This window comes from Paraburkholderia sp. IW21, assembly GCF_041321145.1.
Taxonomy (GTDB): domain Bacteria; phylum Pseudomonadota; class Gammaproteobacteria; order Burkholderiales; family Burkholderiaceae; genus Paraburkholderia.
On sequence record NZ_JBGGWA010000001.1, the window covers coordinates 565426 to 577878 of the forward strand.

Sequence of the window (12453 nt, forward strand, 5' to 3'; positions counted from 1 at the left end):
GGCTTCACATGTGGGCCGGCGCTCGTGGTGGTCTACTTCACCGGGACGAGCGGCCGCGCGGCGCGCCGCAATGCGGCAATCGCACACGTCGGGGCGCTGGTGGCGGCGTCGGTCTGAAGGTTGAAGTGATGAGAAAAAATAAAATTGCTACGTCAGTGCAAGGCAGGCTGCTGACTGCTTCGTCCGTCGAAACCTCACCTGTTTCATTTCCATCACATGACTGATCCTGTGAATTCGGTAGAGGGATAAACGGTTTCATTGCCGTTCGAGCGCAGAACGAGCCGCACCGAATACTGATAGCAGGCGTAGCGCCCGATAAAGTGGCTCAACACATCGCCAAATAGCACCACGTCGCCCGGGCCGGCGAAACCTGCGGGATCGATTTCCACGTGAATGCCGAACTCCCGCAACACGTAACCTTTCCTGATGACCCGCCCCGGTTCAATCCACACCTCGCGAATCGCCTCGATGCGACTGGCGTTGTCGTCCTGCCCGGTCCAGTCGTACAGCGCAAGCACGCCACGCAGCACGTCCGTGTTCAGCACGTCGAACTCCCGGCCGGAGAAGTGCGAGATGACCTGCCACTGGTACTGTCTGTCTCGCGGCGGGTAGAACGGTGTCGTCGGCTGCGTCAGGTTGCGCACGCTGCCGATACCACCTGCGCTTAAGACGGGCGTCGTGATCGCCGACTCGCGAAGCGCCATGCGCGGCAACATGCCATTGTTCGCCAGCACGCGCACCGCTACATGCTTGTCGGGCACCGTGCCGAATTCCTCCCCGGCTGCTCTCCCGACTGTTTCCCTGCCTCTGTCCCACACGTGGCCACCCAGCGTGATCCACATCTGGCGTCCGCCCGCCACGCCATAGTCCATTGACGTATGGAAATACCGCTCGGCCGCTTCGTGGCGCAGCATCCCGCCATGGTGCCGGAACGTCCTGAAGGGCTCGTAGGCGTGCTGCTCCGCGCTTTCCAGGTCGGCGGCGACAACCGATAGCACCTGGTATGGCTCGATATGCTTGCCATCGGCGGCCGGAGGGAGCACCGGGTAGTCGCGATCATGCGCGTTCGGTTGCAGCGGCTGCGCGTCGATCTCGAACAGGTTGATCACCGGTGTGCAGAAGAGCCGGATGTGGTCCGCGTCGAACGTGACGTCGCTGGCGAGTCGCCCATTCAGCGTGATCTCGAATTCGAGACGCGTCTCACCGTCAGGCACGCTCTTCGCATCGAAGCCGCACAGGTCTACGAAATGGTATTTCTCGGGGAACGTGAAGTATTCGAGCATCGTCTGCTCGCGATCCAGTTCCCGGTTGGGCCGCCCGTTTTCGGCTGGCCACAGCCTGGATCCGGGCCCAAAGCCGACCGCCTCGATCGTCATGCGCGGCTGCGGCTGCACGCGGCCCTCGTGAGTCTGCGGCATGCGTACCCCGATCGCGTCCACCTGGCGCGTGAACGCCGCATAGAGCGCCGAAGCGGTGGGCCGGTCGCCGTGCAGATACAGGCGGATACGCGACAGGTCATCGAGTGAGCGCCGGTCGACGTGCTGCAATTCGAACGCGATACGAATTACCGTGCGGCCGTCCGCGCGCACCGCCGGGCCAGCCTCATGCACGCGCAGCGGCAGCAGGCGCACTGACTGTGTGGTGCGGTAGATACAGACGGTACCCTCCGGCCCGACCGGACTGGAGCGTACCTGCAGGCCCGCAATCAGCGTATCGGGTGCGCGTGCGGCATCCAGGCGCGGCACGCATTCAAGGATCGCCAGCGAAGGGATCGTGCGCCCGGCGTGTGGCCACACGTTGTCGATCAGTGGGTTGGTGATCTCCGGCAGTGCGTCATCGAGCTTCATGCGCAGCCGTCCCATCAGGAATGCGAAGCCCTGGTAAAGCCGTTCTACGCTATCCTCGCGCGCACCTAGACCGGTCAGGCCCAATCTGCGCGCCGTATCAGGATGTTCTGCCGAGAACGCCTTGCTCGCTTCGTGAAGATAGCGCATCTCAGCTTCGTAATATTTCAGATGCGGTTTGTCCTGGTCACTCATTGCATCATCTCTGGCGGCAAGGGTGGAAGCGCCGGCACCGATCCTGCCTTGCCAACAATAAAAATTCGCTCAGGCATCCTGACGCCGCGCAGCTTCAGCAGATCGAGTGGCCCGGCGCCAACCTGCGTGCGCAGCACGTAGCGCAGCGGCGCGGCATCCGGCTGGTTCCACGTCAGTTCGTATCGTGTGCTGTCGAGCGGCTTGATATCGGCTCTCGACAGCAGTCGCAGGAAGGCCCAGTCGCCCGTTGCGTCGAACGCCTGGCGCAAGCCGGCGTTGACCATCTGCCACATCAGGGCCGCCCGCCCGTTCAGGCCGTTGCCGGGCCATGTGAGCGTCGTCCACGATTCCTGCTGGTTGAAGTAGACAAGCGGCGTGCCGTCGACGGTGAGTTCCGTGCGGGTCACGCTAACCGACGGCAGCGCCATGATTTCGAAGCGATAACCGGCGTCGCCCTGCGCATACAACTGTGCGCCGAGCATCGAGAGTTGCCGGATCGACGCGAGGAATTTCGGATCGAATTGCAGCGCCTGCGGAGCCAGCTCGTTGGGCACCCACTGGTCGCCCTGCTGCTTGAGCACGCCCGCCAGTTGCGTGGTGATGAATCGGTCGATCAGTCCGGTGTCCGGGCGCACGTACCGTCCAAGCTCGGCGAAGGATGCGTCGGCATTGGTGTCGAAGAACGGATAGCGGCCATTCATGGCCGCGGTGAACGGCGTGGCAACGCTTGCACGCCACGCTTCGTTCAGGCTGGCCGCGGCTGGTTGCAGGATGGTTTCCCACGAGGTGTCCAGCGGCCGGGCAAACAGCGCATCGCCGAAGCCGGCCCACGCGGTGCCGAGGCTCGCTGCGGTGAGCGCGGCGTCGTCGCGTGCCTGCGCGAGTTCCGACAGCTTGCCCTGGAACACGGCCTGTGCGAGCGAGCGGGCCATTGCCTGCGCGTCAGGACTCGCGGCGATCTGCTGCAGCTTCAGCCGCATCGCGGTCGCCACTGTCAGGTAGTGCCCGAGGCTCATGCCGCCAAGCGCCGTAGGGGCAGCAGCACGCGTGCCGCCCGTTCCGGTTGCATCAATGTCGCCCATCAGCGCGAGCAGCGGCCCGAACGGCTTGTCGAGCGGATTGAGGACTGGTGCCTGGGCTTTGTCATCGCTGCCGACGCCACGCAGGACGTCCCTTTGGGGGATCAGGCTTTGGGCCTTGCGCACCAGCGTATCAGCTAGCGCCTGGGATGGGCGGCCAGCCTGCGCCTGGTATTGGATGGATTTCATCAGCGCAATGAGCGGCGAGGTCTGTGCGTCCGCGAGACGGGTAAGCTGGTCGATCGCACCGTTCAGGTTCGCCGCACGCTGCCACTGGATGCTGTTGAGCATGCCCTGCCATGCGGCGGTGTATTCTGCGAAATACCGCGCCGTGAGCCGCTGTTTCAGATCTTCGCTGGCGCGTTTCTCGTCAAGGGCCTCTACGGTCGTGACCGCTCCCTGCACGACAGCGGCGTTCACGGATTGCGCCGGCCCATCATTTGACAGTACCCAGTCACCGCCCCCATGTCGCTCGCCCGCGGCCTTGTTGATCGTTTCGGCGATCATGCCGTCCCACGCCGCGCGGGTGTAGATGCCTGGCACGCTCTGCGTAGTCGCGAAGAGCCCGCGTGCGTCCGCGCCGCTCAGCAGCGTGCCGAGCGATGCGTCCGCGTACTTGCCCTTCGCATCGTCGAGGATGTTCTGATAAACCGTGTCGTCAGCGTTCTCGAGACCGATCTGGTTCGCGAGCGAATTGCGCGCGGTGGTCACGATCGGGGACGATGCCTCGATGCGCCATTCCGGGTGCGCCTCCAGGTGCTCTGAGTAAAAGCTGGCGAGACGCTGGGAGGTATCGAGCCACGCTCCGGCCGACATGGCGGCGGGTGCAGGCCATGCGCTCACGATCTGGTTTTTCAGGAACGCAGGGTCGGTGCGGCGTGGGTCGGCCAGCATCAGGTACGCCTTCAGCGTGTTATAGCCATGCCGCTGCGTATCGTGGCTCTGCAGCGTGTCGGCGCGCACCTCAGCGACATTTGTTAGGAATGCTTCGAGCGCTTGTACGACCGGGCGTTGCAGGTTACGGGTGGCAACTGTGCGGTATGGCTGCCAGAGCGCACCGAGGATGTCGTTGTTGCGGTTCAGGCCCGCGTGCAGGTACCACGGTGCGCCGTGCTGCTGGCGATACTCGAGCATTTCGATCTGTTGTTGCAGCGCGAGCTGGGCCCGCAGTGCTGCCGGTGTGCCGGGTGCGGCTGCAAGCGCCGCGTCGGACGCCGCCTGTGCGTCGTGGATCAGATGCCGGTTGCCGATAGCCGAGATCGTCATTGCCACGCACCAGCCGATCGCCAGTGCCATGACAAGTGCGGCCAGCGCATTGGGCCAGTAAAAGCCGACGCGTTTGCCGTTCAGGCGACGCACGTCGCGCACGATTTCTTGCCAGGTGGGCAGCAGCGAGGCCGGTTGTACTCGCAGCGTCATGCTGGTGACGCCGGTCATGCCGGTCGAAGCGACCTGGATCGAGGCAGCCACGGCGGGCGTGACGACCGGTGTTGCACCCGGGCGGCTCGCCTCGAACACCGGCGCGAACATCACGCCCGCGAACGGGGCGCGGAGCCATTTCGAGGCGATCAGATTCTCCAGTCCCGTGACAATGCGCTCCTGCTGGTCACCGATGTACTTCGATACCTGCGCAAGGTAACGAATGCGCGTTGACTCCCCGCACAGCTGCACGCCCATCGTTCCCGTCTGCTGTTCGAGCATGGTGAGTTGATCTTTCAGTTCGTGGGCCGAACTCTTATCTGCGCGGTTGGGCGAGCCCGAGATCAGCGTGCCAATGGCCTGGAATTTCTCGGGCTGGTTACCGTTCGCCGGCACAGCATGCAGGAACGTGATGGGCGCGGCCCACCCAAGATCCGTCGCGATTCCGGCGAGCGAGCGTGGCAGTTCGGCGTCGGGCCGGATGTCCCCACCTGTTTGCGTGATCTGAACCACGCCGTCGACCGGACGCCTGTGCCGTAGCTGCCGGACCTGTCTGCGCCACAGTGCGGCATCGATACCGTCGGGTGCCGCATGCACGAGGATGGCATCGGCGATATGCATTACGCCGGCCTGTTTGAGGCCGGGCGCGGTCGTTTCGATCAATGTGTCGGCGCCGCTCACCAGAAGCCAGGGCATCCGGTAGCGCCAGAACCAGCCGTGAACGGTGCGCAGTTCCTCAGACAGGTATTGCAGGCGCACGTCGCGTTTCAGCGCCGCAATCGCCTCGTCGGCTTTCGGCTGATCGCCGGTCTCCTGGCGAAACAACCGGGCCGCCATGCTGTACGCGCCGAATCCCAGCGCGGCCAGATGCAGGATCACGACCGCAAGGAGTGCTGCAAGAATCCCTAGCGATGCGGTCTTCCTGGCATCGAGCGTCGTGAAATTGAGCAGCTCGCCCTTGAACCAGACCAGCCCAAGCGCGAGCCCGGCCAGCACGACGGCGGCCACGATTAGCCCCCATATGGCGAGGTTCCCCGATGCGTCGGTGGGCTCGTCGCGCAATGCGAGTGTCTTGAGGTTATTCGTCGGATTCGTCATGCGGCGAAGTGGACCGTTGCGGGGCTGACGTAAAGGATCGCGGCCTGCGCGGTTTGCGTGTGCTGAGGGGTGTGAAGGATCAGGTGCGGGCCACTCGCCGCCGATTCGACTGCCGCGGCGATTGATAGCCAGCCGCCTGCTGCGCCCGAGCGACCGATCAGACTGTCAGGGCGTCGCTGCGTTTCCAGCTTTGTGACGCCAGCGAGCGAAGCTTTGCCGAGTGCGGCTAGTAGGTCTGTTTCGTGCGAGGCGTCCAGGCCGCTGATCCAGGCGGGATTGACGGTTGGAGCATCGGCGTTGCCCCATAACACGGCGTTCGCGAGTACATCGGTGAGCGTATCCAGTTCGCCTGCGACGGGGCGGTGCAGGGTCGCGATGACCTTGACCGGCTCGGGTAAGACGAACACACCGGGGGCGAGCAGGACGGCGATGCCGCCTTCGGTGCTGCCGGCAATCGGCGCATCATGCCACTCCGCGGCGACGACAAGCAGCGGGTGTTTCTCACTCGCATCGAGCCATGCGTCGGCCACCAGCAGGCTGTCTGTAGCCGGTACCGCCTGACATTGAAGAGCAGGCAAGCCCACCATGCGCAGCGCATCGCGGACCTGCTGTTCACATTTCTCCGCTTCGGCGGGCGAGGCCAGCACATGGACCTTCGGCCAGTAAATCGGCTCGTACTGCGATAGCGCGTTCAGACTGACGGTCAGCGGCTCAAGTGCCCGACGGATCAGATGGACCGTCGAGGAAACCAGGGTCTGCGTTGATACATGGGTTCCGCTCTCATCGTGTACGGCTTCGTGTTGTAGCGTTTCTGCTTCTATTGCCGGGCTATCGAGTTGCGGATCGTTATCGGCAAAACGGTTGTGCAGGATCGTCCCTGGACCGTTGCGCGGCGCCTGCATTTTCGGCAGGGGCTTCGCTGCCGCGATTGCGCCGGTGAGACTCGTGCCGTCAAGCGGCAGGCAATAGCCCACGCCCAGCACCTGCAGCGGTTGCTGCGCATAGCGCACGCGGCTGTTGAGCCATTTGCTCCGGTGCATGTTCCAGTAATGCGCCCGGAACCACAATGCTTCGTATCCTGCGCGCGCAATGCCCAGCGTGATAAAAAACAGGCCATTGGGGATACCCAGCACGCAAAACCAGAACCATGGCCCGCTCGCGGATGTGCGTGCCGGCCACAGCAGCAACGCCACCGCTGAGCCAATTCCGTTGCACAGGATCCACCCGATAAGCCATGGGACAAGACGCGGCCTGTTCGTCGGGTAGGCACGCGGCGGTCCCGCGGGCGACAGATCGACCGGCATCGTCAGGCGATGTTAACGTTCTGCAGTGACGACAGCAATCGGCAGCCGCACGCGCAACGGTGGTAGTGCATCGCGATCGGCTTACCGCCCTTGCCGGGAAACGACGCGTTGCCTTCGGCAATAGTCGTCTTTCCATGCAGTGCACAGAGCGCTTCGTCACCCAGGCACGCGAGGAGCTTATCCATGAACATCATTTCTGATGAGGCGGTCGTCACCTCACCGCCGTTTTCCAGTTTGTCACCTTGACGAATCGGGGATGGCATCAATTCTCTTCTTCTACAGATCGTTGAGTAGTATCGCGTCACTGATTGACAGGGGCACCTGGCGGCACGGGTTTGGATCCCGAGGTTCCAACAAATTCGACGCTGCGAAGGATGTCAAGAACGTACGGGAGCATATTTCCGTTAGGATCGCTGAGGTACATAACGGGTTCTTCGCCACACACCGCCGTGGTTTCGTGAAAAATGCAGAATGACAGGTAGCGTTGGCGCCGCGCGGGATCGCCATCCCGATCGTCCTGGATCAAATAGAATCCGTCCCCGTTGACCGCTTTCAGGTTATGCACCTTGGTGAATGTGTCCAGAAGCCTTGCATCGCTATCACTCTCAAAATAAGGAACCCACTCTTTTTTATCTTCGTCGTAGACAGCACCATGCTGGCGTGCGATCACCTCTTTGGAATTGTCGATCAAACTGGCACAAACGAAACTAACACCAAACTTCGACATCAGCGTTCGAACCGGCGGTTTGTCCGTCCAGTAAGATGCATTCAATGGCATTCCACTAGCCAGATGACCTTTTAAATAGTCCTTGACGCTGATAACACATTGTTCTCCCATGTCGACTACGAGTCTCGACGGCTCAATAGCTGAAAAAGTACTGTCTGTCGCGTACGAGTTGAGTGGGACGATTGCGAAAATTATCCCAATCAAAATTGCACGCAATCTGTCACGCATGCTCAATCCCTCCGTGGACTGCGTCCTTCAGGAAACCCCAATGAGAGAGCCCCTGACGCATCTGGAAATTTGACTTCTGCCAGCACCGCTAGTGCCTGTGCATATGCCACGCCGTCGGCGATCGCCCGTACGGGCTCCGTCTGTTCAGACGGGGCCAGGTGAATGCCGCAATGCGAACGGCGGTCAAACGCAATCGGGTAGGTGCCGTGATGGAGCAGTTCAAACTGCTCAACGGCCGCCATCATCGGATCGGGTTCCGTGGGGTCGGTGGACGTGATGCCGGCGGCAGGCAGGAATGGAGGGCTGATCACCATAACTTAGCGCGAGGACGGGTACAGGTCCGTTATTTTCCGAGCGCTTTCAGGCAGCGCCAGCAGGGGTGGATTCAGACCGTCAGGGCCTTCGAACGTGATCGACGCAGCCTTGATCCGGAATTCGCTCGGACAATGGACCACTATGCTGCCGTTCACTTTCGACGTAACGGTGACCTCGGCCACGCGGGTATCGTCGAGCGCATCCTGAAGATGGAATTCAAGCGCATCCGGTGGCGAGGCGAGCGTAGCGATCGAGAGATCAGGGTGTTGGGGGAGCCTGGCCTCCGGATGCTGCGGAACATTGTCCATGGTTGGCATGGCGGCAGTGAGGTCTCCGGTTTTTTAGGTGGCACGGTGCGCACGCACGTGGAAATGTGCAGGCCCTTGCGATTCGACCTGGTAAGGTTACCCGCCGCGACTAGCGAACGTCTATGAGACAAGCATGAGACAATTCCTAAATTGATAAATATTCGCACTTCTGATGGTTTTCCATTCTATTGCGGTATCAACGTGAGCCCCTCTTCCAGCAGAGCACCACAACGCCCTTCACTTGACGCGTGTCGATGGCGTAGGACGATCGCCGATAGAATTCCAGCGTTCCAGCGTTCCAGCGATGGTATGGGATGCTGCGCATCGCTCACGCGGTCATTGAGCCAGTTACGCCAGTGCATGTTTTAGAAATGCGTCCAGAACCACAATGCTTTGCATTCGGCGCGCGCAATGCCGAGCGTGAGAAGGAGCAGGGCGTTGGGCAGGCCCGCCACGCAGAACAAGAACCATGCACCGCTCGCGGGCGTACTCCACCGGCCCCATGATCAGCGCCACTGCGACACCAATCCCGCAGCACAGCACAGCACTTAGCCGATTAGCCACGGCACGAGCCGCGGCCTGTTCGTCGAGTAAGCACGAGGCGACGCACCCTCGCGACAGATCGACCGGCATCGTCAGGCGATACTCACGTTCTCCAGCGACGACAGTATTCGGCAGCCACACGCGCAACGGTGGTGGTGCATTGCGACTGGCTTGCCGTTCCGAACTGGAAACGACGCGTTGCCCTCGGCAATCGTCGCTTTTTTCCGTGCAGCGCGCAGAGCGCTTCGTCGCCTGGGCACGCCTGGACCTTATCCTTCATTAAAGCGAAGTGTCCAGAGCATGTCCATAAAGAGGTCATAGCTGAAGCCATTTTCCAGGCTAAGTTCACGCTTTCGTAGGAGACACACACCGTCTAACTGGGCCGTCATTCTGTCGTTGCCGACCATGACATGAACGCAGCGGTAGCGTGACGTGTATTCCTTCGTCGGTTTGCAGCGGCCGCGCGCTTTCGCGAACGTCTCCTCAGCGATCCAGCCATGCCAGTTGCTGCCTTGAATGGGTGATACGTCAGTTTTGGTTACCGGTACGCCACAATTCGACTCTTTGTATGCTGAGTATGGCGTCAGAGTCGGCACGGCCTCGCCGGATTTCACGCGGAACACGGCGTCACCCCCAGAAGCCATTTTTCTGTCGATACCGATGTCTTCGACCACGAAAGTAATGTTATCGCCACCACGGGAATTGAAATTCGGATCGTATTGAAAATCCATCTCCATGACGGCCTGGCTACCGTTTTTATATGAATTGGTGCAGCCAAACCCAATCGTTTGATCAGAGACACTTTTCAACGCTGGAGTATTCAACGACATGCCACATTGTTCCTCCACTTTTAGGTCGGTACGATTGGTTCCGATGCTATGGAGGGGGGCAGCATCAGTTGCCGATTGCGCGTAGGCTATCGAGTATAAGAGTAGTCCAGTTGCCACGATAATACGGTGAATCATTGGGTATTCTCCGTTTGGCGCACCAGTCCCGCTTCTGTTGGCATGCTCGGACTATCGCCGAGAATAAAATAGGCATAACGGAAAAAATGCTGACGGGCGGGCAAACCGCCTGCACTGCCAACTAAGCTGAAACAGGCCTGAACGTGCAGGTTGCTTGAGGTTCGGATTGGGATCGGTCGTAAAGTCCTTGGCATAAAATGAATAGGCGTGTTAGCCGTTACGCTAAGTCAGATGGATCAAGCCGCGCACGCAGAAGCGTGGACTATCCGCAGGCTGTACGTTTCCATTTAGTTTCGTTCAAAATATGTCGTATACGTGTGCGGTGCAGTTGTTATGCGAGATGCAGCATTGGCATCAGCCGGTGTCGGGGCGTCGACAAACTCGACAGACTCTGTCCACGGCGACGGCGTCGTTTTTTACGGCCGTTTTCCATAAAATCATCGATACAGATAGTGAAATTCGTAAACATCACTGAAAATTAAATAATCTTTCGCACGATGCATGATCAATTCGAGTTTTCTTTTTTAATAAAATTTCAAAAACGTCTACGTATCCATTAGACCCGCAACTATACAAGTACAGTGAAACATAGCGACCATCGAGCGAAATCACTGGATGCATGTTCGAAGAGGCTTCGTGTAACATCCTTGATGTGGGTATCCCTGCTCGATAAAATCCTGGCAAATCGACAATATTTTTTCCACTGCCGATTTTTGCAACAACAGCCAAGAAACTCATCGGATTTACCGCAATGGGGACGAGAGATACATACAGGCCCGCTCGCAGATTTACGTCCGACAGAAATCCGATATGAGAAGCCGCAAGTTTTGTGTGAACAACTTTTTCCGGATCGCACTGCATCAAATCTTCAACTTGAACAAACGAGGTTCCCGACAAAATTACTGATTGCCCGTCAGAGCTCAGCTTGATATCAACGGAATTTGTGTCTACTACGCAACGGCGCTCAGATCCCGATTTTCTTATGAGAATTTCTGAGTCGGGCACTCCTTTATAAAAAATTTCGTCATTAAAGATGGGTTCTGAAAATGCGATTCCACACGAAAGCAGCAGAGGAAAAATGGCAAAAAGGCGGAGGCATTTCGCAAAAATACCCGCGGTGCGGCGGCGCCAGGCGGCATTATTTTCTGACGAAAGCAAGTCATTATTTTCGTTGTCGAATTTGAATAACTCGCAGTTTGTATATGCTGCATCGAAATTCATGTCAGCCAGCGTGCGGGCGTGATCAGATCGCTTGCGAAAATATTGGTGCAGGTTGCAAAAATGGCATGCGATGACAGTCGATGAATAAATTATGAGGGCAACGCCCTTGCCGAGGAAGAGTCGATTCATGAAGCACCTGAGGTTGCTTCGGCATTCCCTGTTTTCTATGTTCATCATCCTTCACCTCGATGGCACCGTATCCATGCGGCATTTGAATGCTTCAGACTGACTCGTCGGCTCGCAGAAAATATTTCGGGTTGTATCAAAGATGAGTTCGAACGTAATCGGAGTTGGCGGGCCGTCGTACCATTGCCGGATCGAAGCGTCAAACTTCACACGTCCGGAGTCTTTCGTCATGTGGCCTACCGGATTTTTAATAAAATGGCAGAACGGTCCTCCGGTTATAAATTCAAACTTCCCAGCCCCAACCTTTTCATAAATTGAGCAACCTGATGATTTTCCTACGCCTTCGCTAGCGACAATTACAGTGCCTCTCATTGATCCAACTCCCCACTCAACAATACTTAATATTCGATGGTGATCAACATCGAAGTTTGGAAATTCTCTTAACTCGCCTTCAACCTCCTCAAGACGACGGGCACCTATTTCGTTGCGCTGAAGCAGACGAGGGTTACTTGGGTTGTAAAATTCAGAGTGAAATTTGTTCAGTTCTGCGGGACATTTAAAAATTTCTGACTCGCTATCCGAATGGCAGAAAGTATTTTTTTCTGAATTGAAGACAAAACTATAACTGCTGTTAAATAACGGACCTCCAAAATACTGTCTGTCCGAAATGTCAAATCGAACTATTCTGATCTCTTCTTTGACGTAACTCTCCGGTTCATTCGTAAATTTGCAATATGGTTGACCAATCAGAAAAACGAAATTTCCATCAGTGTCTTGTTCATAAAAACTGCAACCCACGGTTCTTCCTCCCGGGCCGGATCGAGCAGCAATCAAGATTTTCTGATTTGTCCCTGATCCCCGCTCGACAATCCGATATATTCGTTGCATGTAATTTTTGAAGCCAGGAACTTTCTTCAAGCGATTTTCAATTTCATCAAATTTTTCCGCATCTAATTTTTTGGAATCAAATATGCGAACATCGGCGGCTTTGGACTCGGTTGGGAAGCTTTTCGATGTAAATCCAAGGCCTAGAATGGTCATGGTGAGACAGGCTATGGTGCGCAAGCGAGCGGTCATTTTC

General features: G+C 58.2%; 11 protein-coding genes. All 11 read right to left on the reverse strand.

The window, feature by feature from the left end; all coding sequences use genetic code 11:
- Positions 1-212 precede the first annotated feature (212 nt).
- Positions 213-2039, reverse strand: coding sequence for a type VI secretion system baseplate subunit TssF (gene tssF, locus ACAX43_RS02510; protein ID WP_370706834.1), 1827 nt, complete (start codon positions 2037-2039; stop codon positions 213-215).
- Positions 2036-5635, reverse strand: coding sequence for an ImcF-related family protein (locus tag ACAX43_RS02515; protein ID WP_370706835.1), 3600 nt, complete (start codon positions 5633-5635; stop codon positions 2036-2038). The genes tssF and ACAX43_RS02515 overlap by 4 nt, the downstream gene beginning before the upstream one ends.
- Positions 5632-6828, reverse strand: a complete 1197-nt coding sequence (locus tag ACAX43_RS02520; RefSeq protein WP_370706836.1) for a hypothetical protein — start codon at positions 6826-6828, stop codon at positions 5632-5634. Before ACAX43_RS02520 ends, ACAX43_RS02515 begins: the two co-directional genes overlap by 4 nt.
- 113 nt (positions 6829-6941) lie before the next feature.
- Positions 6942-7202: a PAAR domain-containing protein gene (locus ACAX43_RS02525; RefSeq protein WP_370706837.1), complete on the reverse strand. Its 261-nt coding sequence runs from the start codon at positions 7200-7202 to the stop codon at positions 6942-6944.
- A 38-nt stretch (positions 7203-7240) separates the two neighbouring features.
- Positions 7241-7894, reverse strand: coding sequence for a hypothetical protein (locus ACAX43_RS02530; RefSeq protein WP_370706838.1), 654 nt, complete (start codon positions 7892-7894; stop codon positions 7241-7243).
- A gap of 2 nt (positions 7895-7896) precedes the next feature.
- Positions 7897-8208: a hypothetical protein gene (locus tag ACAX43_RS02535; protein WP_370706839.1), complete on the reverse strand. Its 312-nt coding sequence runs from the start codon at positions 8206-8208 to the stop codon at positions 7897-7899.
- A gap of 3 nt (positions 8209-8211) precedes the next feature.
- Entirely contained in the window at positions 8212-8526 is a 315-nt protein-coding gene (locus tag ACAX43_RS02540; protein ID WP_370706840.1) for a hypothetical protein, read from the reverse strand.
- Between the two features lie 626 nt (positions 8527-9152).
- Positions 9153-9320, reverse strand: a complete 168-nt coding sequence (locus tag ACAX43_RS02545; protein ID WP_370706841.1) for a PAAR domain-containing protein — start codon at positions 9318-9320, stop codon at positions 9153-9155.
- Between the two features lie 9 nt (positions 9321-9329).
- Positions 9330-10025, reverse strand: coding sequence for a hypothetical protein (locus tag ACAX43_RS02550; protein ID WP_370706842.1), 696 nt, complete (start codon positions 10023-10025; stop codon positions 9330-9332).
- A gap of 468 nt (positions 10026-10493) precedes the next feature.
- Positions 10494-11375: a hypothetical protein gene (locus ACAX43_RS02555; protein ID WP_370706843.1), complete on the reverse strand. Its 882-nt coding sequence runs from the start codon at positions 11373-11375 to the stop codon at positions 10494-10496.
- Positions 11376-11426: 51 nt separating this feature from the next.
- On the reverse strand, positions 11427-12449 hold the full coding sequence (locus tag ACAX43_RS02560) for a hypothetical protein (RefSeq protein ID WP_370706844.1): 1023 nt from the start codon (positions 12447-12449) through the stop codon (positions 11427-11429).
- Positions 12450-12453 lie beyond the last annotated feature (4 nt).